At 49.3% G+C, this 25899-nt stretch carries 24 protein-coding genes and 1 pseudogene; 15 read left to right on the top strand and 10 right to left on the bottom strand.

Going from position 1 to position 25899, the window contains the following annotated elements; genetic code table 11:
• Nucleotides 1-224 precede the first annotated feature (224 nt).
• From HUN04_00545 to HUN04_00520, 6 genes and pseudogenes are all read left to right on the top strand, one after another.
• Nucleotides 225-374, top strand: a pseudogene (locus HUN04_00545) (RHS repeat-associated core domain-containing protein).
• 30 nt (nucleotides 375-404) lie between these two features.
• Nucleotides 405-773: a hypothetical protein gene (locus HUN04_00540; GenBank protein ID WDP88314.1), complete on the top strand. Its 369-nt coding sequence runs from the start codon at nucleotides 405-407 to the stop codon at nucleotides 771-773.
• A 461-nt stretch (nucleotides 774-1234) separates the two neighbouring features.
• Nucleotides 1235-1777, top strand: a complete 543-nt coding sequence (locus tag HUN04_00535; protein WDP88313.1) for an RHS repeat-associated core domain-containing protein — start codon at nucleotides 1235-1237, stop codon at nucleotides 1775-1777.
• Complete coding sequence (locus HUN04_00530) at nucleotides 1768-2292, top strand: hypothetical protein (protein WDP88312.1); 525 nt, start codon at nucleotides 1768-1770, stop codon at nucleotides 2290-2292. Before HUN04_00535 ends, HUN04_00530 begins: the two co-directional genes overlap by 10 nt.
• A 44-nt stretch (nucleotides 2293-2336) precedes the next feature.
• Complete coding sequence (locus HUN04_00525) at nucleotides 2337-3026, top strand: RHS repeat-associated core domain-containing protein (protein ID WDP93109.1); 690 nt, start codon at nucleotides 2337-2339, stop codon at nucleotides 3024-3026.
• 38 nt (nucleotides 3027-3064) lie between these two features.
• Complete coding sequence (locus tag HUN04_00520) at nucleotides 3065-3820, top strand: IS5 family transposase (GenBank protein WDP88311.1); 756 nt, start codon at nucleotides 3065-3067, stop codon at nucleotides 3818-3820.
• A gap of 223 nt (nucleotides 3821-4043) precedes the next feature.
• On the opposite strand, the gene HUN04_00515 is transcribed toward HUN04_00520, so the two are convergent.
• Nucleotides 4044-4586 (bottom strand): GNAT family N-acetyltransferase, encoded by a 543-nt coding sequence (locus HUN04_00515; GenBank protein WDP88310.1) that lies wholly within the window; start codon nucleotides 4584-4586, stop codon nucleotides 4044-4046.
• A 342-nt stretch (nucleotides 4587-4928) separates the two neighbouring features.
• On the opposite strand from HUN04_00515, the gene HUN04_00510 reads away from it, so the two are divergent.
• Nucleotides 4929-5465: an NUDIX hydrolase gene (locus HUN04_00510; GenBank protein ID WDP88309.1), complete on the top strand. Its 537-nt coding sequence runs from the start codon at nucleotides 4929-4931 to the stop codon at nucleotides 5463-5465.
• A gap of 35 nt (nucleotides 5466-5500) precedes the next feature.
• On the opposite strand, the gene HUN04_00505 is transcribed toward HUN04_00510, so the two are convergent.
• Both HUN04_00505 and HUN04_00500 read right to left on the bottom strand, forming a co-directional pair.
• Nucleotides 5501-6376, bottom strand: a complete 876-nt coding sequence (locus HUN04_00505) for a radical SAM protein (GenBank protein WDP88308.1) — start codon at nucleotides 6374-6376, stop codon at nucleotides 5501-5503.
• Between the two features lie 4 nt (nucleotides 6377-6380).
• Entirely contained in the window at nucleotides 6381-7223 is an 843-nt protein-coding gene (locus HUN04_00500; protein WDP88307.1) for an aminotransferase class IV, read from the bottom strand.
• Between the two features lie 94 nt (nucleotides 7224-7317).
• Between HUN04_00500 and HUN04_00495 the strand changes: the two genes are divergently transcribed.
• The 4 genes from HUN04_00495 (at nucleotide 7318) to HUN04_00480 (ending at nucleotide 9926) form a co-directional block, all read left to right on the top strand.
• Entirely contained in the window at nucleotides 7318-8031 is a 714-nt protein-coding gene (locus HUN04_00495) for an EI24 domain-containing protein (protein WDP88306.1), read from the top strand.
• Between the two features lie 5 nt (nucleotides 8032-8036).
• Nucleotides 8037-8426 carry a hypothetical protein gene (locus tag HUN04_00490; GenBank protein ID WDP88305.1) on the top strand — a complete coding sequence of 130 codons (390 nt, stop codon included), beginning with the start codon at nucleotides 8037-8039 and terminating at the stop codon, nucleotides 8424-8426.
• Nucleotides 8427-8583: 157 nt separating this feature from the next.
• Entirely contained in the window at nucleotides 8584-8826 is a 243-nt protein-coding gene (locus HUN04_00485; protein WDP88304.1) for a hypothetical protein, read from the top strand.
• A 95-nt stretch (nucleotides 8827-8921) separates the two neighbouring features.
• A complete protein-coding gene (locus tag HUN04_00480) occupies nucleotides 8922-9926 on the top strand; it encodes an NAD-dependent epimerase (protein WDP88303.1) in 1005 nt (334 codons plus the stop codon).
• A 37-nt stretch (nucleotides 9927-9963) separates the two neighbouring features.
• On the opposite strand, the gene pepN is transcribed toward HUN04_00480, so the two are convergent.
• A complete protein-coding gene (gene pepN, locus HUN04_00475) occupies nucleotides 9964-12567 on the bottom strand; it encodes an aminopeptidase N (GenBank protein WDP93108.1) in 2604 nt (867 codons plus the stop codon).
• A gap of 199 nt (nucleotides 12568-12766) precedes the next feature.
• On the opposite strand from pepN, the gene HUN04_00470 reads away from it, so the two are divergent.
• Nucleotides 12767-14113 (top strand): UDP-glucose/GDP-mannose dehydrogenase family protein, encoded by a 1347-nt coding sequence (locus HUN04_00470; GenBank protein ID WDP88302.1) that lies wholly within the window; start codon nucleotides 12767-12769, stop codon nucleotides 14111-14113.
• Between the two features lie 119 nt (nucleotides 14114-14232).
• Here the strand turns inward: HUN04_00470 and argA are convergent, their stop codons facing one another.
• From argA to HUN04_00445, 5 genes are all read right to left on the bottom strand, one after another.
• Entirely contained in the window at nucleotides 14233-15582 is a 1350-nt protein-coding gene (gene argA / locus HUN04_00465; GenBank protein ID WDP88301.1) for an amino-acid N-acetyltransferase, read from the bottom strand.
• 267 nt (nucleotides 15583-15849) lie between these two features.
• Complete coding sequence (gene ald, locus HUN04_00460) at nucleotides 15850-16965, bottom strand: alanine dehydrogenase (GenBank protein WDP88300.1); 1116 nt, start codon at nucleotides 16963-16965, stop codon at nucleotides 15850-15852.
• 76 nt (nucleotides 16966-17041) lie between these two features.
• A complete protein-coding gene (locus tag HUN04_00455; protein WDP88299.1) occupies nucleotides 17042-18439 on the bottom strand; it encodes an aminotransferase class III-fold pyridoxal phosphate-dependent enzyme in 1398 nt (465 codons plus the stop codon).
• A 117-nt stretch (nucleotides 18440-18556) separates the two neighbouring features.
• A complete protein-coding gene (xsc, locus tag HUN04_00450) occupies nucleotides 18557-20335 on the bottom strand; it encodes a sulfoacetaldehyde acetyltransferase (GenBank protein ID WDP88298.1) in 1779 nt (592 codons plus the stop codon).
• Between the two features lie 378 nt (nucleotides 20336-20713).
• On the bottom strand, nucleotides 20714-20866 hold the full coding sequence (locus HUN04_00445; GenBank protein ID WDP88297.1) for a hypothetical protein: 153 nt from the start codon (nucleotides 20864-20866) through the stop codon (nucleotides 20714-20716).
• Nucleotides 20867-21024: 158 nt separating this feature from the next.
• On the opposite strand from HUN04_00445, the gene HUN04_00440 reads away from it, so the two are divergent.
• The 3 genes from HUN04_00440 (at nucleotide 21025) to HUN04_00430 (ending at nucleotide 24055) form a co-directional block, all read left to right on the top strand.
• Complete coding sequence (locus HUN04_00440) at nucleotides 21025-22035, top strand: TRAP transporter substrate-binding protein (protein ID WDP88296.1); 1011 nt, start codon at nucleotides 21025-21027, stop codon at nucleotides 22033-22035.
• A gap of 109 nt (nucleotides 22036-22144) precedes the next feature.
• On the top strand, nucleotides 22145-22699 hold the full coding sequence (locus HUN04_00435; protein WDP88295.1) for a TRAP transporter small permease: 555 nt from the start codon (nucleotides 22145-22147) through the stop codon (nucleotides 22697-22699).
• A gap of 15 nt (nucleotides 22700-22714) precedes the next feature.
• Nucleotides 22715-24055 (top strand): TRAP transporter large permease, encoded by a 1341-nt coding sequence (locus tag HUN04_00430; GenBank protein WDP88294.1) that lies wholly within the window; start codon nucleotides 22715-22717, stop codon nucleotides 24053-24055.
• Between the two features lie 56 nt (nucleotides 24056-24111).
• Here HUN04_00430 and HUN04_00425 read toward each other — a convergent pair whose 3' ends face one another.
• A complete protein-coding gene (locus HUN04_00425; protein WDP88293.1) occupies nucleotides 24112-25899 on the bottom strand; it encodes a sigma 54-interacting transcriptional regulator in 1788 nt (595 codons plus the stop codon).

Here is a 25899-nt window from a genome sequence, read left to right as displayed (position 1 = left end):
CATTTATAGCAGACAATATGGTATGACTTTTAATTTTTCAGATATAAAAATCATTGTCTGTCCATTCCTTATGATATTAGGATGTTACTTTTTTTTAACTACATTCAAAAAATAGGCATTGACGATGATTAGTGGGTAAAGATTAAGGGGCAGGCCTTGAGATGTAAATTTGGGGGCTTTGCAATTTAAAACACCTCTTTAAGGGGGAGAGGTGCATCGCATTATATCCGGGACAGTACTATGATGCTGAGACCGGAAACCATTACAATTGGCGTAGATATTACGATCCTGCAACGGGGAGATACCTGACTCCTGATCCGATTGGGTTGGCTGGGGGAATTAATCCGTTTGTTTATGCTCTAAATGATCCTATAAATAAGATTGATCCGTTGGGATTGCGATTTGTGACTGGATTTTTTGGAGGCGCTTCCGCAGGCGTTATTGGAGCAGGTGATGCAAGCGTAGCAGTATTATACGACTGGGGAAGAGATGATGGTTTTGCAGCATTAGATGGTCAAGTTTCTAAAGGCTTACAAGCTACAGCAGATTTGGGAGCAGGTATCATTTTCGCTCCTTTTGCAAATGCAGAAGATTTAGGTGGATTATCACATCGGCTATCTTTAAGATGGTTTTGGGCTGTTGATATTGCTATTCCTGACGGTAAATGGTGGGCTACATCAATAACTATAGACTTTGTACCCGGATTTGACTTTGGGTTTGGTGTAGGCCCAGGTTATACTAAAGTGTTTGGAGTTGATGAACCATGCGATTAAATTGTCCTGACTGTAATTGCAAATTCAATATTAGAGATTTGCGTCGTTTTCATGTATATGGATCTCAGATAAAATGCGATCATTGTATGAAATACTATAAATTAAATTGGAAAGTTAGTCACTTAGGGATAGTTTTCGTTGCTGTATTTGCAATGCTCTCATTTTGGTTTCTTACATCGGCTTATAGTATAATTGCTAATTATTTTGAATTATCCCAAATTGTGAAATTCATATTTATAGTTTTTGTTATGCTTTTTAATATTTGCATTATTATTTATGGATATCCTGCCTACTTGGTATGGATGATTAAAAGAAAATATACTACAAAATGCTGAAGGGGGAATCTGGGATGACCCTGGGCCGGACCGCTCCGTAACGAAAAACAGCACCTTAGAAGGGTAAAGTGCATCGGAATACTTCCGGGACAGTATTTTGATGGGGAAACTGGACTCCATTACAATATGCACCGGTACTACGATCCAGTCACTGGCCGATATGTTACTCCTGATCCCATTGGTTTGGCCGGTGGCATCAATCCATTCCTTTATGCTGAAGCAAACCCCATCAACTACATTGATCCTTTCGGTTTAATTGGGGGACCCAAATTCTATTGGGATAAAGTTCAAGAAAATCCAACAGTTAAAGATAGGCATTATGATAGGAATCAATACAACCAAAATGTAAACTACGAGGAAGCCAAAAAAAGCTGGACATTATTACCACCAGGACAATCTATTTTTCATCGTATGGGGCCTGGAAATGAAAATAACCAAAAATTCGTTTCCTCAGATGGGCATAGTGAAGCGGTGTTTTATCCGAATGGTAGTGTCGTAAATGATCCTGCAAATATGGCTACTTACAATTTTAGCCCTCCCAGTAATTGGGTTGGTCATTTTGGATATGATGTATTACCGTATTGGATTTGGGGAAATAGTCTTGATGATCCAACAACTTGGTGGGAACGTCTGACTGCTTCATATGAAGGAGAAACACCATGCGAATGATTATAATGATAATAATTGCTGCTGGATTTATTGGTACACTCTGTTCTGGCTGCTCTTCGCGCTTGAATAAAGATTATGACTATAAAACGGTACAATCTAACTTCAGTGAAGGCAGGATTATAGCAAAGTTGATTGGGACCTATGAAACTTATGAAAACGAGACCTTAAGAACATCTCCTTATGAAATTTTTCTCGCCATAGAATCAAATACTAAAGAGCATATTGCTGCTACTCTCAAGAATGTTAAACTTACTGATGCTGATAGCAGAAAGATTGCATTTAGTTTGGAGGTCCCAATTGAGAAGAAATTTGTGCCTGATAGTAATGGTTCATTTTCTGCCTATTTTTCGATCAAAGGTTTGGACATTAAATATGTAAACTATGAATTATTGTTGAATTTTGAAATTAGTGGTGATGACAAATCAAAACTTCAAAAGAGAATGATACTCCATTTTAAAAAAGCCTATAAAGAACATAGAAGTAATGACTTCATAGAAAAAATTATGAGTGTCTGAGAGTGCTGCTGCCATTAAGCGATCTTGCTTAAAAAGGCCGTAGCATCAAGTATCTGCACACCCTGGTAGTGCTTGAGGTTCCGCAGGTCTTTGGGAGGGGGAGGTGCATCAGAATACTTCCGGGACAGTATTTTGATGGGGAGACCGGGTTGCATTACAACTGGCACCGGTATTATGATCCTGATATCGGCAGATATCTGACGCCTGATCCGATTGGTTTAGCCGGTGGGATTAATCCATTTGTCTACGCAAACGCAAATCCAATTACCTTTATTGATCCTTCAGGACTAATAATTCAAATTATGGGCGATTCTGAACAACAAAAATATATCCTCGCTCAACTCCAAAAATTTGTTAATGGCGACTTATCAATTGATGAAAATGGAATGCTTGACAGGGGAGCATGTAGTAATGACGAAGGGATTGAAAGTGCTATTGATGAACTAATGAGAAGTGATAAGCTTTTTCGAATTTATCCTCATTTATCTCCAAAAGGCTGGGGGCGTGCATCAACTCGTGAAACCTTTGAAGGAGCAGATATTTATTTCGACCCGGAAGTGAATGCCAATTATTTTACAGGTGTGTTTTCTCAAGATTTGATGACCCCTGCTGCTGAACTTGCTCATGAGCTATTAGGTAGGGCAATGCAAGTTGAACGTGGAGAATTGCATGGAAAAGAAGGCAGTTCAATTCGACGTAAGTCTAGGGGCTGTTTCCAAAAAAGTTTAAAATAATCTAGACATTTGAAATGGGGGATGATTTCGTCCTGTTTATGAACAGACACTCTATTTCAGATGAAAAATGGAAGCAAATAGAACCAATACTTGCACCACCCAAAAAAGAAACACGAGGGCGGAAGCCCAAAGATAACCGATTAATGTTTAACGGGATTTTGTGGATTTTAAAAACAGGGGCTCCTTGGCGTGATCTTCCTGAAAGATTCGGGCCTTGGCAAACGGTGTATAAAAGATTTGCAAAATGGACCTCTTTGGAAGCATGGGATGATCTTCTCAATAATGTCGCAAAGAACCAGGATAAAGAATCCGGTATGATAGACGGATCCTACGTAAAACTTCACCAACACGGTTGCGGGGCACGAGGTGGACAATACTCTCAGGCCATTGGGCGAAGTCGAGGTGGTTTAACAACAAAAATCCATGCTGTGGTTGATGGCCTTGGTAATCCAGTACGAATAAAACTGACCGGGGGTAATGTTCATGATATGGTACCTTCTTATGAGTTAATGGCAGACATAGAAGCAGATCAATTCCTTGCTGATAGAGCATATGATACTGACAAACTTATTGAAATTGTTGAATCTAAAGGTTCTAAGGTCATTATCCCATCAAGAAGAAACAGAACGGTTCAGAGAAAAATTGATAAACACCTTTATAAGGAACGACATTTGGTGGAATGCTTTTTCGCAAAAATAAAATCCTGTCGGCGAGTTTCGACTCGATATGAGAAACTCGCCAGCAGTTACCATGCAATGGTGCTTATTGCTTCTTGCTTGGTTTGGTTAGCATGATTTATTTAGAAACAGCCCCTAATGGAGGATGGAAAAAAATGAAAACAGGCAGCTCCCCTTCCTACCTTATCAGGAATCCACATTCTTATTGTTTCCGGATAAAAATCCCACTGGATCTCCAGGCAACCATTTCCAAAAAAGAGTTGCGGTATTCCCTTGGAACCGGTGATTTATCTGCTGCTAAAATTAAAGCCAGATACATGGCTTCACATATCACTTCAAATCATAGACTCCTTGCCATAAATAGAAGTTCCCTGTTCTGGAAGGTGCGGGTTGTCTGAAAAGAAAAGTCCAATTTTTTATAAAAAGCAATATTCCTGCCATTATGAGCGGTAACAATATGGACCCCTGTAATATTCATTTGCAACAACGTATCAATGAACGATTTTATAAGTATAGTGCCGATACCTTTACCCTGAAAATTTGGACGGCAATTTATATGTAGGTGTGCAGGGTACTGATTATATAAATTTCTAAAAACACCATAAGCCGAATTCATTTTAAACAGATATTTTTCTGATGCACTATCGGGGAGCCCCGTAATATACCCAACACATCTTCGATCCAAAATGGCAAGTAAAGTTAATTCTGGATGTGAATCAAGATAGAAACCTAACCAAGTTTTGTAGTATTTTTCTTTCTGTAAAGGGGGTTGGAATTCTTTTCTTATTGAAGTTGCAAAAAAAATCTCCTTCATTTCCATAAGATATCTTTTAGCATCATCAACACCAAATTCCGAAAAGCTAATTATATCAACATTATTCACTCTACCCCCTTAAAGCTACGAACTGACTCTTATGGCACTGGGTTCATCTCATATTGGCTTAATAGATTTTTTGGGGGCTGTCAATTTATAGCCGGGAGTACGGCATCCTGGTTCATCCGCAATTTTCACTGAAATAGCGATAATGCGATCCTATTTTTTGTTTGATTTATCAGGGTGAACTGGCGTAGAAAGGTTAGGGCGTGTAAGTAATCTTGATCGAAAAACTTACATCCCTTACTTACACATTTTTTAATTTTGTGATTGTGTTGAAGGGCTAAAAATAAAACGTAATTACAGTGACTTGAAAAGGATGAAAGGGGCGTTGAGGTTAAAGCCCTCTCTTTGGTACCGACTACTCTCCATATGAACAAAGATGTGACCTACAAATACTGCCCCCTGTGTGCTGCTGAATTTAAAAAGAAGCGGCTGTTTGAAAGCGGCCCTGAACGACTGGTTTGCTCTGCCTGTCGATTCGTTTTTTACCTGGATCCAAGACTTGTTGCATGCACCATCGCGGAAACCTCCAGCGGCGTGGTGCTTCAGCAGCGGAACAAGCATCCTAAAAAAGGCTACTGGGTCCTTCCAGGAGGCTTTGTCGACCGTGGGGAGACCCTTGAGGCGGCTGCCGTCCGGGAATTCCATGAAGAAACCGGACTCCAATCAAAAATCACTTCCCTGCTGGGCAATTACTCCTACCCTGGAGAGGCCAATATAATCATTGTATATGAGTCAACGGTCACGGGGGGGACGATCCGGCCCTGCAATGAATCCATGTCAATTAAAGAATTTAAAATAGAGGACATTCCCTGGGATGATCTTGCCTTTGAAACCACCCGGCGGGCCCTAAAAAAATACCTGCAGCATTCAGGGCGGGGATAAAATGTATGCGCCGGCGAGCCCAGTAAATATGGCCCCTAATCAACCAGAAACAACCCCTGGTGCCTTGCCAACTCCACGGCCCGTCGATATTCTTCTACTGTCGGGGGGCGGGATAGTTTTACATTGGCAAAGGCATTTCCTACTGGTCTGTACTGGGACATGATATTCACGGCGGTGCGGGAGGATACCTTTTGGGCAAGAAATTGAACAATTTCCTGGGTGCCGGCCAGGTCATCGGGAAGAACCAGATGGCGGACCAGCAGCCCTGACCGAGCAATACCTTGTCCGTCAACCTTGAGATCGCCGACCTGGCGGTGCATGATTTTCAATGCCTGCCTGGCAACCTCGGGGTAATCCGGCGCATCACACACCATGTCCGCCACTTCTGAATCCCAGAATTTAAAATCCGGCAGGTAGATGTCAATAATCCCGTCCAGCAATGCCAAGGTCTCAGCAGTATCGTATCCCGACGTGTTGTAAACCAGGGGGATCTCAAGTCCAAGATCCAGGGCCCTGTCCACGGCCTTTAGAATGAAGGGGACCACATGGGTAGGGGTGACAAAATTAATATTATGGCATCCCAGATCCTGGAGCCGGACCATGGCCCTGGCCATCTGCTCGGGATTTGCCGGCTCACCGTCTCCCCTGATGCTGATATCTTCGTTCTGGCAGAAGCAGCACCGAAGATTGCAATGGGTGAAGAATATGGTGCCGGATCCGCCGGAACCTGACAGGGGCGGCTCTTCGCCGTGGTGTGGCATGAATCCGTAAACAACGGCCTGGTCGCCCGTGTTGCAGATGCCTGTTTCGCCGGAGGTTCTGTCCACTCCGCAGGCCCTGGGGCAGAGCCGGCAACGTTTAAGCTGTGCCCAAGCCTTGGGGATGCGTTGCTGGAGCATTGCCTTTTTCATGGCATTATATTTTATCCCGGAAGGCCGTTGTGTGCTTCCTTAGGGCCTCCATGAGAACCATGGTGCCGGGGCCGGGCCGGCCGCTGCCGATGGGAATGCCGTTGATCTGTACCACCGGCACCACGCCTTTATTGGTGGCTGTGATAAATACCTCTCGGGCCTCAAGCAGGTCAGACAGGGGCAGGGGCTGTTCCGCCACCTTGTAGTGACAACGGGCGAGGGATATCACCGTTTCCCGGGTAATGCCCTTGAGGACCCCTTGATCGGGGGTCACCAACACCTCTCCCATGAATGCAAAAAGGTTGGATGTGGTGGCTTCAAGCACCAGGTTGTCCCGGGTCACATAAAGGGCGTCAACGGCACCAGCAGCCCGGGCGGTTTTCAGGGCAAGGGCCGCCTGTACATAATCCGTAACCTTGGCATCGGGAATCGCCCGTTCTTCCTGGTGGGTGACCACTTTAATCCCTTTGGAATACCATTCTTCAGGCGGTTTGGGGATATTGGTGGGCAGGACAATGAGCCTGGGGCTTCCAGCAGGAGAGAAATAATCCGGGCTGGAACCGCCGGTGATCAGAATCCGGATGTTGACCTCTTCCATGGCAGGGTTTTTTTCCAGCACTTTGTGAACCACCGCCTTGATCTCATCTTTTGACCAGGGAATATCCAGACCAATCTTTGCGGCCGAAGCCATGAGCCGGTCCACATGTTCATCCAGAAAGTAGGGGCGGCCCCTGAACGTCCTCAATATGTCCCACGCCGCATAGCCCCTGAGAACGGCCAGGTCGTCAACCGGGATCAGGGCCCTGTCCCGGGGCAGGTATTTTCCGTCAACATAAACTATTTTCATCTTCACTTTCCCAGCAATTGAAAATCCATTATAACTATAGTACAAAATTATTCCCGTAAGATAAACATCAATAGCTCAAGGAAAAGATTTAAAAATGGGATTGTTTGCAGGTATCCGGTATAATTTAAAAGGGTTCGCCCTGGCGTTGAAAACACCTTCTTTGCTGATCCTCGGATTGATTCGTTTTTTTGTGGTGCTTCTGCTCAGCCTGGCATTGTCCGGCATGGTGCTATACTGGCACAATGAAATTCTTGCCATGATCTGGCAAATGCCGGAAAGCGGGTGGCTGGTCTACCTATGGCAGGGAGTATCCTGGCTCCTTTCACTGGTTCTTGCCGCTCTGGCCATGGTGGTCTCCTACCTTTTGGCCCAGGTCTTTTTCTGCGTATTTATCATGGATTACATGTCCAGGATTACAGAACGTATCGTATTGGGCCGTGAAGCCGAAAGCATATCGGGTTCCTGGTTTGAGTTTTTTATCCATCTCATCCGCCAGGAAATCCCCCGGGCGGTGATTCCGGTGATGATTTCACTGGGATTGCTGATCCTTGGATTATTCACCCCCTTGAGTCTGGTTGTGCTGGTGGTCTCTTCGGTTACGGCATCATTGTTTCTGGCATGGGACAACACCGATCTTGTACCGGCCAGGCGCATGGTGCCTTTCAGGGAACGGGTTGGATTTCTCAAGCGAAATCTTTTTTTTCATATCGGGTTCGGCCTGCTTTTTTTGATTCCCTGGGTGAATATTTTGTTCCTTTCCTTTGCGCCGGTGGGGGCCACCCTGTATTTCATTGAAAACGAAAATTAGATCCCATGACTATGGATCTGGTCTGCAAAAAAGTATCTGACAAGACCGGCGTTGATTCTGAAATCAAGGTGCTTGAAAAGGATGATCCCGTTATTGCCTGCCGGAAATGTTCCGCAGTTGTAACCCGCCCCGAGTACCGCATTTCAGTTAACGGCGGTTTTGCCCACACCTTTGCCAATCCCCACGGCCAGGTATTTGAAATCGGGTGCTTTTCTGTTGCAGAGGGCTGCGTCAGGGCATCCGGGGTGTCTGATGATTTTTCCTGGTTCAAAGATTTTGTCTGGTCCGTGGGACTCTGCAGGTCCTGCCAAAGTCAATTGGGCTGGGTATTCCTGCCGGTCAAGGCCGGGGAACGATTTTACGGCCTCATTCTTGATCAATTGATCTTTCCATAATATATGGAGAAAAACCGCCGGAAAATTTGACAAATCATATATTTTTTATATAATTTAATTAGTGATCTGTTTTCTAAGTAGGTTCCACTGAATTTGCAGCACCACCTCCCCCCGTATTTTTTAACCATATCGCAATATTTTGCAAGGAGCGTTAACTATGGAAGAAAAAATCAAGGCCAATGAGGTGCCGGCACAACCCATAAAAAGCATTTATATCAAAAGGGCACCGGTGGACCGCAGGTCTCCGGTGGACAGGCGTATTCTGGACATGGGCCCCGGATATCCCGGAACCGAACGGCGGATTAAAATCAAGGACAGGCGGAGGGGGTGGGAAGACCGCTACGGCTGGGAACGTATCAGTAAATGGAGCAGTTCCCCCCTGTATTCCGACCTTCCCTGACCCAAGCGTTTGCCAATATTTATTTGTTTTGCCCTGCCGTTCATGGTAAGACTTCTGATCGTAACCAATGATCCAAATTTCAATGAGGCTATGCCATGAACGTGCTTATTACCGGCGCTGCCGGATTTATCGGATCCGCCCTTGCCCTGAGACTCCTAAACGACGGGCATATGGTTTGCGGACTGGATAACCTAAACGACTACTACGATGTCAATTTAAAGAAAGATCGTCTGGAAAGACTGCACCCATTTGAAAATTTCGATTTTCAGGAAATTGATCTTGCGAACCGAGAGGGGATAAAGGCGCTGTTCGCCTCCCGGGAATACGATTGCGTGGTGAACCTGGCTGCCCAGGCCGGCGTGCGCTACAGCATTGAAAACCCGGCATCCTATGTGGATTCGAATATGGTGGGATTCGGCAATATTCTCGAAGGCTGCCGGCATTCCAGGGTCAAGCACCTGGTTTATGCGTCTTCCAGTTCCGTATACGGGCTCAACACCCTGATGCCCTTTTCCGTCCGCCATAATGTGGATCATCCCGTGAGCCTTTACGCCGCTTCAAAAAAGGCCAATGAACTCATGGCACATACCTATAGCTACCTGTATCAACTGCCCACGACAGGGTTGAGGTTTTTTACGGTTTACGGACCCTGGGGAAGGCCGGACATGGCATTGTTTCTATTCACCAAAGCCATTCTCAATAACGCCCCCATCAAAGTGTTCAACAACGGCAATATGCAGCGGGATTTTACCTATATTGACGATATTGTTGAGGGGGTGGTCCGGGTGATGAAAAAAGTGCCCCAGGCCGATCCGGAGTGGTCCGGGGACAGTCCCAATCCTTCGACCTCATGCGTTCCCTATAAAATCTACAATATCGGGAATAACCAGCCGGTGGCACTGATGGATTTCGTGCGGGCCATTGAAAAGGCGATCGGCCGGGAAGCACGGATTGATTACCTGCCCATGCAGCCCGGAGATGTCCCGGCCACATGGGCGGATGTAAACGATTTGATCGCAGATACCGGATTCAAACCCCGGACGCCTGTTGAAGTCGGGATTCAGAATTTTGTAAGCTGGTACAAGGAATATTACGCATAAAGCACCGTGGGGATCTTTCCCCACGGTGCTTTACCCTTTATTCCAAGGCTCTGGATACAATCTCATATACATTCTTGGATAGGCCGTCGCTTCCGATAATTCGCTCCAGCGCCTCTTTCATCAAGGGCCGCTGGTTCGCGTCATATCGTTTCCATAGATTAAAACAGGATGCCAGGCGGGCTGCCACCTGGTGATTTATCTTGTCCAGGGCAAGGATCTGATCCGAAATAAAATGATAACCACTGCCGTCGGGCTGGTGAAAGTAGTAGGGGTTGTGAAGGGCAAAGGTATAAATCAATGACCTGACCTTGTTGGGGTTGGTCAAGGAAAAATCTTTGTGGGTCATGAGGGATTTAACAAGATCGAGCACATCATCGAGGGGAGATGCCGCCTGTACCACAAACCATTTGTCCAAAACCAGAGCCTGCTGGTTCCATTTGCTGTAGAAAACCTTGCATGCCCAATCCCGGATTTCCGGATCCACTCGGGTCAGCAGCCTCAGCGCACCGAATTCATCGGTCATGTTCTCTGCGGTCTCAAACTGATTTTTCACCATGTCGATGGTATCATCCCGGTCCAGGCTTCCCAGGTAGGAGAGGCAGAGGTTTTTCAGACTCCGGTCGGCCATGGCCGTATGGGAAATATCCTTTGGATCGCTGTGATTGCATTTCTCGTAGGTTTCGGTAAATGACTGCGACAGCTGGGCGGCCAGTTTTTTCTTTAAAAACCGACGGGCCCGGTTGATTGCACGGACATCTATGACCTCATAATGGTCCTTGATTTCCGTCTCAAGGGGAAGGGAAAGGGCCTTGGCCAGGAACGCCCGGTCCTTTTCCGGATCGGTGAGGGCGGTTTCAAATGCTCGGACAAGGGTCGGGCTCACATGCATGGGCCGGTTTTCCCTGTAGGCGGTCACCAATTGCTTGATCTCTTTGGTAAACAGGGTCCGGGCGGCATCCCACTGGTTGAACTCATCATCATCCCCTGCCATGAGGCCGGCCAGTTCTTCATCGGTAAAATCCGTGGTCAGCAGGACCGGCGCTGAAAATTCCCTGAATACCGAAGGCAGGGCGGTGTCCGGCATATCCTCGAAAACAAAGGATTCTTTTTCCCTGGTCAGTTCAATCAGGGTGGATGAGGCTGATAGCTGAGGCGCGCCCACAAACCCCAGACGGACGGGAATATGCATGGGCGCCTTTTGATCCTGATTCCGGTCGGCGGGCGTTTTCTGGGTAAAGGTCAGTGTCAGGCTGCGGGTTTCGGTATCATAGTCCCTTTCCATGGTGACCCTGGGGGTGCCGGACTGGGTATACCAAAGATGGAACTGCTCCAGGTTCCGGCCGGATACCTCGGCCATTACGCCAAGGAAGTCCTCTATGGTCACGGCCATGCCGTCAAATTTTTCAAAGTAGAGGTCCATGCCTTTTCGAAACATTTCCCTGCCCAGGAGCTGATAAATCATCCGTACCACTTCCGCCCCTTTTTCATAGACGGTCATGGTATAGAAATTATCCATTTTAATATAGGAATCCGGGCGGACCGGATGGGTCATGGGGCCGGCATCCTCAGGAAACTGCAGTGCCCGCAGATTCCTGACATCCCCGATCCGTTTGACGGATCTTGAATTCATGTCGGAAGAAAACTCCTGGTCCCTGAACACCGTGAGCCCCTCCTTGAGGCTGAGCTGGAACCAGTTTTTAAGGGTCACCCGGTTGCCGGTCCAATTATGAAAATATTCGTGGGCGATAACGCCCTGGATTCCGAGGAAATCGTCGTCGGTTGCGGATTCAGGGTCGGCCAGGACGTACTTGGCGTTGAAAATATTCAACCCTTTATTTTCCATTGCCCCGGCATTGAAATCGTTTATGGCCACGATCTGGTAGAGATCCAGGTCGTATTCCAGTCCAAACCGCTGTTCATCCCATGCCATTGACTGTTTTAGGGAGGCCATGGCATGACCGCATTGGGAGATATTATCCTTTTCCGAATAAATCCTCAATCCCACCCTTTTACCTGAACCGGTGGTGAATTCATCTTCAAGCAGGGCCAGGTCTCCGGCCACCAGAGCGAAAAGATAAGACGGCTTTTTATGGGGATCCTCCCACCGGGCCCAGTGCCGGTTGTTTTCCAGGTCGCCGGAACCTGATGGGTTTCCGTTGGACAAAAGTACTGGAAACCTGGTTTTATCCGCCATGATGGTGCAGGTAAAGGGGGCCATGACGTCGGGACGGTCAGGGTAGGGCGTAATTTTTCTGAACCCCTGGGCCTCACACTGGGTGCAGAGGATCTCGCCTGAACGGTAAAGCCCTTCAAGGGTGGTGTTGGCGGCCGGATCAAGGATGGACGTTATTTCAAGTTCAAAGCTATCCGGGGTGCTGTTGAGCCTGAAGGTGTCTTCATCCGCCTGGTATTCATGGGGAAGCAGCACCATGCCACCGGCGATGACCGATTCAATTTTATAGGGGCCTTTGTTAAGCACCAGGGGGGTGGCGTCGTCGGCCAATTCCGGGTCTTTCCTTAATTTCAGGGTAGAGGCCACCCGGGTATGGTCTTCCCTGATATCGAACTTAAGGTCAACATGGTCGACGATAAACTCGAACGGACGGTAGTCTTTAAGGTATTTGGTCTCAGGTGTATTCATCATTCTAAAGATTCTAAAACCAGGCGCACCGCATGTCAATCAGGAAGGAAAGAAAAACACTAAGGACAAAAAAATTTACCTTCCGATTGTTTAAAAACTGTGAACTTAAACTGGCGGATTGACAACGAGCAATGAGCTGAACTAAGATAGCGGATCTTGAAGCTTAAATTCGAATCATAATATGAGGTAATTTAAATCCATGAAACTGACCATCATCGGCACCGGCTACGTCGGGCTAGTCACCGGCGCCTGTTTTTCTGAAATGGGGAGCCGCGTCACCTGCGTGGATATTGACCGGGAGAAGATCGAAAACCTCAAAAAAGGGATTCTGCCCATTTATGAACCCGGACTGGAATCCATTGTCCTGGACAACTACAAAGAAAACACCCTGGCGTTTTCCACCAGCCTGGAAGAGGCAGCCCAAGACTGCAGTGTCTTTTTCATTGCCGTGGGCACCCCGCCCGGGGAGGACGGCTCTGCAGACCTTCAATACGTTCTGGAGGTGGCACGGAATATCGGCCGGGTGATCAAGGATTACGCGGTTGTGGTGGATAAGTCCACCGTTCCCGTCGGGACGGCAGACAAAGTCAAGGCCGTTATTCAGGAAGAACTGGCCGCCCGGGGTGCCGACATTCCCTTTGACGTGGTTTCCAATCCCGAATTCCTGAAAGAGGGTGCTGCGGTCAATGATTTCCTTAAGCCGGACCGGATTATTGTGGGTGCGGATTCAGAAAAGGCCGTCAAGGTGATGCGGCGGCTCTACGCCCCATTCTCGAGAAACCGTGATAAAATTCTGTTCATGAAGGTCAGGGATGCGGAAATGACCAAATACGCAGCCAATTCCATGCTGGCCACAAAGATTTCCTTCATGAATGAAATCGCCAACCTATGTGAACGGCTGGGAGTGGATGTTGAAAATGTGCGGAAGGGAATCGGTTCGGATTCCAGAATCGGTTACTCATTTATCTATCCGGGATGCGGATACGGCGGATCCTGCTTTCCCAAGGATGTAAAGGCCCTGGTGAGAACCTCAAAAGAAGTGGACTTCAGCCCGGTTCTGCTTGAGGCCGTTGAGAGCCGCAATGCCCTCCAAAAACAAGTGCTGGGTAAAAAAATTCTCGGGCAGTTCGGAAAAGACCTTTCCGGCCGGACCTTCTGCATCTGGGGGCTTGCCTTTAAACCCGGTACCGATGATATGAGGGAAGCCTCGTCACTGGTGCTCATGGAGAACCTGATACGTGCCGGGGCAAAAATCCGGGCCTTTGATCCCGTGGCCATGGAACAGGCCAGAAAAGAGATGCCCGCCCATTGGAAGGATAAGGTCACCCTGGCGCCGGATATGTACCAGGCCCTTGAAAATACAGATGCCTGCATTTTGGTGACGGAATGGAAAAACTTTAGGCAGCCTGATTTTAAGAAGATGAGGGCATTGATGAACGGCCCCGTGATTTTCGACGGCAGAAATCAATATGACCCTGAAGAACTCAGAGAAGAAGGATTTGAGTACCACGGCATCGGCCGGGAACTGAACCGTCAGCCTGAATAGTAAAATTCGTTCATTAATACAATCGTATCGGAAAGGCAATTTTTTCGTATCCCAGAGTGTTACGGGGACTTAAAAATTGCCTTTTCTATCTGATCTCCCGTTGTTTGACAGCCACTGTCTTATAATTCCAGAATCAGCACCCGGGAATTGCGCTGCAGGTTGTAGCTGGACTGCCTTTGGGGCGGAAGGTCGGCGGGGTCTCCCCATACAAATCCGAATTCGAAAAACCAGTCCGCCGCCTGGGTGGTGAGCAGAAAAAGCCGGGACAATTGTTTCTCCCTGGCCCTGTAAATGAGGTACTGGATCATGCCCCGTCCGATGCCCTTTGATTTATAGGCCTCATTGACGGCAACCGCACCGATCTCAGCCCAGCCGTCTCCGATCTCATACAGGGCAGCGCATCCATAAACGGCATGGTCAACCGCATAAATATGGTAGGAATGGATCTGCTTCTGGATATCGGCGGCGGATCGGCTCACCAGATTGCCCTTTTGCACATAACCGTCAAAAAGGTGCAGAATTTCAGGCATATCTGAAAGTTCTGCCCGGCGGATGTGGGCGTATTGATTTCCGTAGATCAGGGTGCCGCCGCCAATGCTTGAAAATACCTCCTGAAGCAGCCGGCCTTCCCGCCGCCCGTCAATGATGTGCACCCGGCTCACCCCGCCGACCCGGTCTATGACTTCCCTGGCACAGGCCAGGAGCGTTTGGTCTTCAAAACTCAATCGTTCCTGGTTCTTGGAGAGCAAATATTCCACATGGCTGATATCCATATTGGAAAAAATTTTACCGTTGGGGTGGACCTGGCTGCCCGGCGGCAGGTCGAGGCCCTCCGATGGAATTGCTTTTTGTGCCCTGATGTAAAACAACTTCTCAATATCCAGATCCAGGCAGATCTGCCTGGCAATCCTGTCTGAGTTGAGGTTGTAGCAGTCCCCGGTGGTATTCATCCCGATATTATAAATTACCGGGATGAAATTCTGGCCCAGCAGTTTTTGAACAATATTGGACTGAATCCGTTCCACCCGGCCGGTGAACTGGTAGTCAATGCCGTTGTGGACCCCCAGGGACCTGGCCCGAATCCAGTTGCCCATGATACCGTTGGCATTGCCGGCGGACAGATGGGAAATCACAGCCTGAACCACCTCCATGGCGGCAAGCTTGATATGGGGCATGGCGGCTTTGGGGGTGATGCGGATGCCGGATTTGACATGGGTGGAAACCCCGGCACGGGCAAGGTGTTTTTCAATGGTGGCCCGGGTTCCGGTCACAATAATAATTTTTATACCGATATCATGAAGATGGACAATATCCTTCATCAACAACGGGAACAGGGAATGGGTAATGAGGCTGTCCTCAATTTTGAGCACAAAGATTTTGTCCTTGTACTGGCGGATATATTCAAAGACCTCGCGTATGGTATTGACGCTGGCCCGGTCGACGTAGCGCTGTGGCAGTTGGGTATTCATGGCCGGCATTCTAATGAAAAACCGCATGGTTTTCAATGCCCGGAGACAGGATTGGGGCAATAAAATTTCAGGTTTCAGTAAATGGCGGCCCTGGGATCATAAATCAGGGGCCAGGATTCATAGGAATGGTAACCGTGCCGGACGCCACCAAGGGTTATATGGGATGAGGTGTTAACTGGAGACGCCCGGTGCGGCTAAAAATGGAGGGTTTTCCCCGGGGCAGTGACAGCCCCGGGGAAAACTAGTGTAAAAATTCTTAGGACAATCCTAGTTGAGGAATTCTTCAACCGGGGTGTAATCCAGGTCAAAGGCTTCGGCAACGGCCTTGTAAACCACTTTGCCGTTGATGACATTGGCGCCCAGTTTGATTTCCTTGTTTTCTTCCATGGCTTTCTTCCAACCCTTGTTTGCGATTTCAATGGCATAGGGGAGGGTGGCGTTGGTCAGGGCACGGGTGGAGGTCCTTGCAACGGCGCCGGGCATATTGGCCACGCAGTAGTGGAGGACGCCTTCTTCCTCATATACCGGCTCAGCATGGGTGGTGGCCCTGGAGGTTTCGAAGCATCCGCCCTGGTCAATGGCAACGTCAACAATAACGGCGCCTTTTTTCATGGTTTTAAGCATTTCACGGGTCAGCAGTTTGGGTGCTTTTGCACCGGCAACAAGCACGGCCCCGATAACGGCGTCGGCCTTGGCAACCAGTTCCGCCAGTACGGCAGGGTTGGACATGACGGGGAAACAATTTGCAGGCATCACATCGTCCAGGTAGGCCAGCCGTTCCAGGTTGGTATCCAGGATGTATACTTTGGCACCCAGGCCGCAGGCCATTTTAGCCGCATTGATACCCACAACACCGCCGCCGATGACAACCACGGTGGCCGGCTCAACACCGGTGACGCCGCCCAGCAGAACCCCCATGCCGCCCTGGGGCATTTCCAGGTATTTGGCCGCTTCCTGGGTGGCCATACGGCCGGCAACCTCAGACATGGGAACCAGCAGGGGCAGGGACCCATTGTCTTTTTCAATGGTTTCGTATGCAATGCACACGGCGTTGGATTTAATCAGGCCGTGGGTCTGCTGCTCGTCGGCCGCCAGGTGGAGATAGGTGAAAACAATCTGGTCTTTGCGAATCATGTCGTATTCGGAAGGCTGGGGCTCTTTTACGTGCATGACCATGTCAGCCTTTGCATATACCTCTGCAGGGGTGTCAACAATGGTGGCTCCGGCAGCGATGTATTCCGCATCGGGGAAACCGGCACCGGCACCGGCGTCTTTTTCCACGATAACCTCATGGCCGTTCTGTTTCATGGCGATAACGCCGGCAGGGGTCATACATACTCTTTTTTCCAGTACTTTGATTTCTTTAAGAATACCAACAAGCATTGTTTTTCTCCTTTAATGTTCGTTTAATTAATCCTAGGCTCAATGATTTGGAGCGCAATTAAAATTAACCGTTAACTTAAAACGTTTTTTGGATGGCGGTTTCAACTGCCGCCACAATGGTATCCACCTGTTCCTTGGTAATGATCAGGCTTGGCGCAAAATTCATGATATTATTCAGACCGTGAAAGCTGGAGTTTGTCCGGCCGACGATCACGTTCTGAGCCATCACGTTCCCCATGAGCTGGGCCATCTGGCCTTCCGTGATGGGTTCTTTGGTTTCTTTGTTGGTTACGAATTCGATTCCGGCGAACAGCCCCTGACCGCGGACATCTCCGACCACATCGTATTTTTTAAGGGCGTTGAGTTTCTCTATAAGATATGCCCCCACCTCGACGGTATTGTCAAGCAGGTTTTCCTCTTCGATAATCCTGGTGGACTCCAGGGCGGCGGTCAGCGCAGCGGTGCAGCCGCCATAGGTTGAAATATCGCGGAAATAATTGAGGCGGTCGTTTTCATCTGCAGGGTCGCAGAGGAAGACATCGTAGATTTTCTGTTTTACAACAGTGGCTGAAAGGGCGCCGTAGGAAGAGGCAAGACCTTTGGCCATGGTAATGATGTCAGGGTCCACATCGAAGTGTTCATGGCCCCAGAAGGTGCCGGTTCTGCCAAAACCGCATACCACCTCATCCATGATCATCCAGATATCGTATTTTCTGCAGATTTCCTGGAGGATGGGATAATATTCGGGTACGGGTTTGAGGATGCCGCCGCCAGCGGTGATGGGCTCTACAATCATACCGCCGATGGTCTCCGCGCCTTCTTTGAGGATGATATCTTCAACCCTGCGGGCACATTCAATATCGCACTGGCCGTATGTTTTGTCGTAGGGGCAGCGATAGCAGCAGCAGTGGGGGAATTCCACAAAGCCTTCCACAAAGGGGCCGAACCCTTCTTTTCTCTGGGCCTGGCCCGTGGCGCTCATGGCACCGATGGTGGTACCGTGGTAGTCACGGTCCCGGTACATGATTTTGTATTTGCCCTTACGCTCCGGGGCGATCCGGGAGGCCTGACGAACGATTTTAAAGGCTTTTTCGTTGGCTTCCGAACCGGAGTTGGAAAAGTACACCTTTTGGTGGTTGGGCAGTTTTTCCAGCAGTTTCTGGGCAAATTTAATGGTGGGAATATTTCCGAAAACACCTGCGAAATACGGCATTTTCTTGAGCTGCTCGGCCACGGCCTCTGCAATGGACTCCCGGCCGAAACCGACCATGACAGACCAGACGCCGCCGGAGGTGGCATCCATGTATTCACGGCCCCTTATGTCTTTGACCATGATACCGTCGCCTTCAACGATGATCATCTGTTCCTGTTTTTCGAACACCTTGTGAGGTTTGAGGTGATGCCAGAGGGCATCTTTGTCGCCGGCTACCATTTCATTGATGTCGTAGTCCAGCCAATCGAATTTTTCTACCATGGGATTGTCCCCCTTATAAAAACGGTCGTGTCTCTATTGGTATTTTTTATGTGGGGCCGGCGGTACTGGCGGGAACCGCCGGACCCGGTAACATGCAAAGAAGTTTGCAGTGTTCGCTTAGATGCCCTTCTGGGGCTTCATGTCCGCTTTGTCGATCCCTGCGACGGGGACCGGTTTTTTCATGGCATCCCGGCGGAACGGTTCGCCAAGTTCCATATTGGTCATCACTTCAATGAAAGTGGTCTTGCCTTCTTCCATCTGCCGTTTGACGGCCAGGTCAAGCTGCTCGGTCAATTCGTCCATGGACCATGCCTTCACCCCTTCTACACCGCAGGCTTTGGCAATTTCAGAGTAATGTACATTACGGTCAAGCTCGGTGCCCACGAAATTGTCATCGTACCAAAGGGTGGTATTTCTTTTTTCCGCGCCCCAGTGGTAGTTCCGGAAAACAATCATGGTGATGGCGGGCCAGCCGTCGCGGCCGCAGGCCGTCATTTCGTTCATGGAGATACCGAATGCACCGTCGCCGGCAAATCCTACAACCGGGACATCCGGCTGTGCGATTTTGGCGCCCAGGATAGCCGGGAAACCGTATCCGCAGGGACCGAACATGCCGGGTGCCAGGTATTTACGCCCCTTTTCAAAGCTGGGGTAGGCCGCGCCGATGGCACATGAGTTTCCAATGTCCGATGAGATGATGGCATCCTTGGGCAGGGCCTTGGAAATGGCACGCCAGGCCATGCGGGAAGTGATCTTGTCTGGGTCCTGGGCCTGGGCACGGGCATTCCAGGTGGTCCCGGGATCGTCCGCCTCGTGGTCCATGGTTTCAAGTTCCTCAGCCCAGTTCGCCTTGATGGTTTCTACAGTGGCCCTGCGGCTGTCGCGGTCGGTATCACCGGCGTTGTCGGCAAGCTTGGCCAGAATGCCCCGGGCAACCTTTTTGGCATCACCGACGATCCCCACGCTGATGGGTTTGGTCAGACCGATACGGTCGGTGTTGATGTCTACCTGGATGATGGAGGCATCTTTGGGCCAATAGTCGATGCCGTAACCGGGCAGGGTGGAGAAGGGATTGAGACGGGTGCCCAGGGCCAGAACAACGTCAGCCTTGGCGATCAATTCCATGGCAGCCTTGGATCCGTTGTATCCCAGGGTTCCGGTATGGAGGGGATGGCTTCCTGGGAAGGCATCGTTATGCTGGTAGCCGCAGCAAACCGGCGCATCCAGTTTTTCAGCCAGGGCCATGGAATCTTCAATGGCGCCGCCGATAACCACACCGCCGCCGTTGAGAATAACGGGGAACTTGGCATTGGACAGCAGTTCCGCTGCCTTGGCAACGGCTTCTTCACCGCCGGCGGGCCGTTCAAATTCAACAACGGCAGGCAGTTCAATATCGATGACCTGGGTCCAGAAGTCACGGGGAACGTTGATCTGGGCAGGGGCTGAGGCGCGTTTGGCCTGGAGAATGACCCGGTTCAAGACTTCAGCAATCCTGGAGGGATGAAGCACTTCTTCCTGGTAGGCCACCATATCTTCAAAGGTCGCCATCTGGGGCACTTCCTGGAATCCGCCCTGACCCATGGTCATGTTGGCGGCCTGGGGCGTTACCAGCAGCAGGGGAGTGTGGTTCCAGTAGGCGGTTTTCACAGGAGTGACAAAGTTGGTGATACCGGGGCCGTTCTGGGCGATCATCATGGACATTTTTCCTGATGCCCGGGTATACCCGTCGGACATCATGCCGGCGTTGCCTTCATGGCCGCAGTCCCAGAAAGTGATACCTGCTTTGGGAAACAGGTCGGAAACCGGCATCATGGCAGAGCCGATAATCCCAAATGCATTGTCAATTCCATGCATCTGGAGAACTTTAACAAAGGCCTCTTCTGTTGTCATTTTCATGGGTGTTCTACCTCCGTTGAATCGTTTTTTTATTTTCCCGGAGGCCCCTTCTGAAATTAAGGTAACGCCCGGGTATTTATTGGCTGATCGATTGATATCTGATGTGTGATATATCAGATATCAGTATTTGGGTTATATGCCATATGCCTGATAATGTAAACAAGTTTTATGCCGTTTTTTTTTAAAAAATGTTTTTACCCGGTGAACTAACCGAATTGTTTTAATTAGCAGGGGGTTACCCTTTTTTAAAATGTTAAAAAAAAGGATTTAAACGCATGACGCATCACCCCAAATATAAAAAATAGGGCATTAATGCCCCATGATCCCTGCTGTTCAAAACCGGTAATTCCCATGGATCAAAAATAACTATCTAATTTATCAATTTTTTTTATCAAGTCGGTCATTAAGGGGCAATTCTGCCACATCGCCGTTTGAAAAACAAAATCCGCGAAAACGCGCGCGGTTAAAGTTGACGGCGAAAACAACACTTGGATTTTTGGGGCATATTTGTCCCAATCCTGACGAAACCATTCTTTTCTCCTTTGAGTGTAAAAGGATGAAAACCCTATAACATAGAATGGTTAGAAAGAGTTTCAGGGCAGTGGCACACCCATTGCAAACCTTACATATTCGTGAAAGAACCACGCCCTGTGAGGGAATTTATACAACTTAAATGAGGAGAAAGTTAGATGAAAAAAAGTTTCTGGTCAAAAATCCCGGCAACATTCGCAGTACTTACCCTTATATTTACTCTGGCAGGTACCGCCCAAGCCAGAACCTGGAAAATGTCCTTCGGCGATGCTGCCGGCGGCACCCAGTGGGAAACCGGCAACAAATTTGCTGAAATCCTAGAAAAAAAGGCCGCCGGCAAGGTGAAATTCGGCTTTTTCCCCAACGGCCAACTGGGTTCCGAACAGGATACGGTAAATGACTGCGCCATGGGCACACTTGATTTTTCAGTACTGGCCATCAACAACCTGACCCCGTTTTCCCCTACTGTTGGCGTGCTGACCCTTCCCTATGTTATCCAGGGAATTGATGATGCCGTTAAACTGACCCAGGGCGCCATGGGCGAAGAACTGACCCAAAACACCTTGAGGGACGCCGGTGTCCGGATTGTTGCCTGGACATACTCAGGTTTCCGGGTGCTGACCAACTCAAAACGCCCTGTGAAAACCCTGGCAGACCTCAAAGGCCTGGTCATCAGGGTTCCCAAAAACGCCATCATGATTGATTCCTACAAATCCTGGGGCATCAATCCCACCCCCATGGCATGGTCCGAAACCTTTACCGCGCTTCAGCAAAAGGTTGTAGACGGCCAGGATAACCCCTTTATCACCGTCAATGCCATGAAATTTTATGAAATCCAGAAGTACGTGACCACCATCCGCTACCTTTTCTCCCTGGAACCCATCATCATGTCCGAAGAGCTGTTTCAGAGCCAGAGCCCCGAAATGCAGAAAATGATTCTGGAAGCCGGCAAGGAAGCCACTGCCTACAGTAAGGACTGGCTGATGAAAACTGAAGATTCCATTAAACAATCCCTCATTGAAAAGGGCATGGAGATCACTGAGGCCGCCGACGGTGAAAAAGAATGGATCGAGAAAGCAACAAAAGCGGTATGGCCCAAATACTATGACAGCATCGGCGGTAAGAAAAAACTTGAAGACGCGCTGAAGCTTTTGGGAAGAGGCATGTAACGCCCTTTACACTCTAATCATCAATCTGCCGGCAGGAGCGAGTCTCCTGCCGGCATACAAGACTCAAGACATCGTTTAGCCCCTCGGCTTTATATATAAAGGGAAGCACATGAACAAGAAACAGATTCTATTCAAATTGCTGGATAATTTTGAGAGCTATGCCTGCCAGCTGCTGCTGGCATTCTTCGTGGTTCTGCTTTTCCTGCAAATCCTGCTCCGTGAGTTCTTTCAATATTCCATTTCATGGGGAGAGGAACTTGCCACCTATCTATTTGTCTGGTTTGTATTCCTGGGGGCCAGCTACGCCTGCCGCCTGGGTGCCCACAACAGAGTGACCTTCCAATTTAAAATGCTCCCCAGGAAAGTAGGCATGGCCATTGAGGCGGCCGCCGATCTGATCTGGGTGGTATTTAATATTTATTTCATCTATTTGAGCTATAAATTTGTTTTCGTGAAGATGAACCTGTTCTGGAAATCCCAGACCATGGGAATCCCCATGAAGTACTTTTATATGATTCTTCCCTTTGCCTTTGCCCTTATGGCGGTGAGGGTCATCCAGATCAACTACATCCGGTACGTAAAGGGTGAGGAAATTAAAGATCCCGATGCCGTCGAAATTGAAAAAAATTTTGAAACAGACGCGGACTCAGGACCGACGAATTAGCAGGAGATATTTAAAGTGGAAACATCCATCGTTTTGGTATTATTTGGTACATTTATCGCTCTGCTGCTCATCGGTGCTCCCATTTCAATTTCCCTGGGCGTGTCGGCAGTAGTTGCCTTTCTGACCCTTGACGACAATCCCATTAAACTGGTGCAGATTGCCTTTACCTCTGTGGGCTCTTTTCCCCTGATGGCCCTGCCGGCCTTTATTCTGGCAGGTTCGCTCATGGAAGCGGCCGGAGTCTCAAAGCGACTGGTCAATCTGGCCGAGTCCTTTGCCGGTCCCATGACCGGTGGCATTTCCTGCGCCACGGTCATTGCCTGCATGTTTTTCGGGGCCATTTCAGGTTCCGGGCCGGCCACCACAGCCGCCGTGGGCATGCTCATGATCCCGGCCATGATGAACCGTGGGTATGATAAGGGATATGCCTCCGCCATTACGGCCTCTTCCGGCGGTCTTGGCGTCGTGATCCCGCCTTCCATCCCAATGGTTATTTTCGGCATTTCAGGCATGAGCATCATGCCGCCGCCGGAAGCGGTGGCCAAATTCGGCAGCTTCCAGACCGTGTCCATCCCAAAACTCTTTGTGGCTGGATTTTTGCCGGGTCTGGTGATTTCACTGAGCCTTATGTCCATGAATTATTTTTTATGCAGAAAGTACGGTTACAAAGGGTTGACCGACCGGTGGTCCGGTTCCAAAATCGCCCAGGCATTCAAAAGCGGATTCTGGGCCATCATGGCGCCTGTGGTGATTCTGGGCGGGATTTATTCCGGTCTTTTCACCCCGACGGAATCTGCCATCGTCGCTATTTTTTATACACTTTTCGTGGGGTTTGCCATCCATAAGGAACTTAAGGTCAAAGCCATTATGAAGGCCCTTGAAACCACCACCTGGCTCACCGGCCGGGTGCTGCTCATCCTCTTTACGGCAACGGTATTCGGCCGGCTTTTAGTGGAAAACCAGATCCCGGCAATCATTGCCAAAGCAATGCTGGAGATCACCACAAATCCCTACCTGATCTGGGCCATGATTATTTTTTTCCTGCTTTTTGTGGGCATGTTCATGGAAACCCTGGCCACCATTATGATTCTCACCCCGGTGCTGCTGCCGGTGATGTATAACCTGGGAATCGACCCCATCCATTTCGGCATTGTCCTCGTCTGCTGCTGCGAGATCGGATTCCAGACACCGCCTCTGGGCGAAAACCTTTTTATTGCATCGGGCATCGCCAATGTGACCATAGAGGATATTTCCATCAAGGCCATTCCCTTCTCAATCGTTGCAATGATCGCAGTCTTTATCATTGCCTATATTCCGGAAATTTCCCTCTGGCTGCCCAGGCTGCTCGGGTACTAACCTCCAGTTTGACTTAAAAATGCCCCGGGCCGCCTTCAGGCGGTCCGGGGCGTTTTTTATAATCCATACCGTTTCATTTTCCGGAACAGGGTCTTTCTGTCCACTTCAAGGGCCTTGGCCACGATTCCCTTTTTCCCCCTATGCCTGGACAGAAGCCTTGAAATATGGCTTTTTTCAAATTCTTCCACCGCCGCCTTCAGGCATGTGGTGCCGGCATCCTCGCCGGAGTGGCCGCCCCCCCCAGGCCTCCGGGGGCCTAATCCTTCAGGATCCAGAAAATCCAGCCGGCCCAGGACCAGAAACTGGTAGACCATATTCTGGAGCTGCCGAATATTTCCAGGCCAGGGGTAGTTCACCATGGCTGCCATCATTTCCGGGGTGAGTTCGGCGGTGATATTTTCCTTTGGATAGGAGTTGAAAAAATGTTCAATCAGCAGAGGGATGTCTTCTTTTCGTTTGCGCAGAGGGGGGAGGGTGATGGGAATAATATGAACCCTGAAGAAAAAATCTTCCCTGAGCTTTTTGACCCGGATCCGCTGCTGAAGGTCCCTGTTGGTTGCGCAGACAAAGCGGATATCCGGTTTTTTAAGTTCTGTTCCGCCAACGGGGATATAGCCGTTGCCGTCCATGACCCTGAGAAGTTTTACCTGCATGCCCATGGAGATTTCCCCGAGTTCGTCCAGAAACAGGGTGCCGCCGTCGGCCATGTCCAGCACCCCTTGCTTATCTGAATTCGCCCCTGAAAAGGCCCCTTTTTTATGGCCGAAAAACTCGCTTTCAAAAAGGTTCTCAGGAATGGCGCCGCAGTTGATGGGAACAAAGGGCTTTTCTTTTCTGGCGGAATTTTTATGGATGGCCCGGGCCACCAGTTCTTTTCCGGTGCCGGAGGGGCCGTAAATGATCACACAGTCGTCACAGGCCGCACCTTTTATGATCAGATCGTACACCTTCTGCATGGCCGGGGACCGGCCCACAATATCACCGAACCGGTCCCGGTCAATCATCCTGGATTTCAGGTCTTCGTTTTCCTGGGCCAGGGCAATGGAAGCGCGCTGTTTATCCGTGACATCGGTGATTACCCCTTCGACGCCCACAAGGGTGCCATACTTGTCAAAAACCCCCACCCCTTGCTCCAGTGCCCACTTCTCCCTCCCGTTCCGGGTCTGGATGCGGTAGAGCAGTTCAAAGGGCTCCTGAAGTTCCAGGGCCGAATCACGTTCCTCAAGGACCCGGTTCCGGTCCTCAGGACTTTCGATCAGGCTGTAATGACTGCCGCGGTATCGTGTAAAATGGGCCGGTTCATATCCCGTCAGCCTGCGGCATCCCTCGCTGACGAACTCCATCTGCCATCTGCCGTCAAACCTGGCATGGTAAACCATACCGGGCAGGTTGGAAATAAGGTCGTCCAGCTGCCGGCTTTTTTCAGCCAGGGCCTGCTTGGTGATTCTGTTTTTTTCATCCAGGGCCTTGTGCATCTGCCTCAGGGTAAGGTGGGTTTTCACCCGCGCCAGTACTTCTGAGGTATTGAAGGGACGGACAATATAATCCACAGCCCCGAGTTCAAAGGCTTCGGTTTTGTGCTCAGCCTCCTCCATGGCGGTGATGAAAATAATGGGGATATTCCGTGTCCCGGCATCGGCCTTGAGCCTTCGGCAGACTTCGAACCCGTCCATCTCCGGCATCATTACGTCCAAAAGGATAAGATCAGGAGCCTGCTGATTGATGCGGTCCAATGCAGTCATACCGCTTTTGGCAATGGTCAGCCGGTACAATCCCTTTAGGGTATTGGCCAGAATATCTATATTTGTGGGCGTATCGTCCACAATCATGATCAGGTCGTTCAT

This window comes from Desulfobacter sp. (assembly GCA_028768525.1).
Taxonomy (GTDB): domain Bacteria; phylum Desulfobacterota; class Desulfobacteria; order Desulfobacterales; family Desulfobacteraceae; genus Desulfobacter.
The sequence above is the reverse complement of the archived record's forward strand: the minus strand, read 5'-3'. Positions and strand labels throughout refer to the sequence as shown.

Coding starts and splice junctions, on each gene's coding strand:
- HUN04_00530 (WDP88312.1), top strand. CDS start 1,768: ATGCGAATGATTATAATGATAATAATTGCTGCTGGATTTATTGGTACA.
- HUN04_00470 (WDP88302.1), top strand. CDS start 12,767: ATGAAACTGACCATCATCGGCACCGGCTACGTCGGGCTAGTCACCGGC.
- pepN (WDP93108.1), bottom strand. CDS start 12,567: ATGAATACACCTGAGACCAAATACCTTAAAGACTACCGTCCGTTCGAG.
- HUN04_00455 (WDP88299.1), bottom strand. CDS start 18,439: ATGGTAGAAAAATTCGATTGGCTGGACTACGACATCAATGAAATGGTA.
- HUN04_00485 (WDP88304.1), top strand. CDS start 8,584: ATGGAAGAAAAAATCAAGGCCAATGAGGTGCCGGCACAACCCATAAAA.
- HUN04_00440 (WDP88296.1), top strand. CDS start 21,025: ATGAAAAAAAGTTTCTGGTCAAAAATCCCGGCAACATTCGCAGTACTT.
- HUN04_00500 (WDP88307.1), bottom strand. CDS start 7,223: ATGAAAATAGTTTATGTTGACGGAAAATACCTGCCCCGGGACAGGGCC.
- HUN04_00505 (WDP88308.1), bottom strand. CDS start 6,376: ATGAAAAAGGCAATGCTCCAGCAACGCATCCCCAAGGCTTGGGCACAG.
- argA (WDP88301.1), bottom strand. CDS start 15,582: ATGAATACCCAACTGCCACAGCGCTACGTCGACCGGGCCAGCGTCAAT.
- HUN04_00495 (WDP88306.1), top strand. CDS start 7,318: ATGGGATTGTTTGCAGGTATCCGGTATAATTTAAAAGGGTTCGCCCTG.
- xsc (WDP88298.1), bottom strand. CDS start 20,335: ATGAAAATGACAACAGAAGAGGCCTTTGTTAAAGTTCTCCAGATGCAT.
- ald (WDP88300.1), bottom strand. CDS start 16,965: ATGCTTGTTGGTATTCTTAAAGAAATCAAAGTACTGGAAAAAAGAGTA.
- HUN04_00520 (WDP88311.1), top strand. CDS start 3,065: ATGAACAGACACTCTATTTCAGATGAAAAATGGAAGCAAATAGAACCA.
- HUN04_00425 (WDP88293.1), bottom strand. CDS start 25,899: ATGAACGACCTGATCATGATTGTGGACGATACGCCCACAAATATAGAT.
- HUN04_00435 (WDP88295.1), top strand. CDS start 22,145: ATGAACAAGAAACAGATTCTATTCAAATTGCTGGATAATTTTGAGAGC.
- HUN04_00445 (WDP88297.1), bottom strand. CDS start 20,866: ATGGTTTCGTCAGGATTGGGACAAATATGCCCCAAAAATCCAAGTGTT.
- HUN04_00535 (WDP88313.1), top strand. CDS start 1,235: ATGCACCGGTACTACGATCCAGTCACTGGCCGATATGTTACTCCTGAT.
- HUN04_00490 (WDP88305.1), top strand. CDS start 8,037: ATGACTATGGATCTGGTCTGCAAAAAAGTATCTGACAAGACCGGCGTT.
- HUN04_00480 (WDP88303.1), top strand. CDS start 8,922: ATGAACGTGCTTATTACCGGCGCTGCCGGATTTATCGGATCCGCCCTT.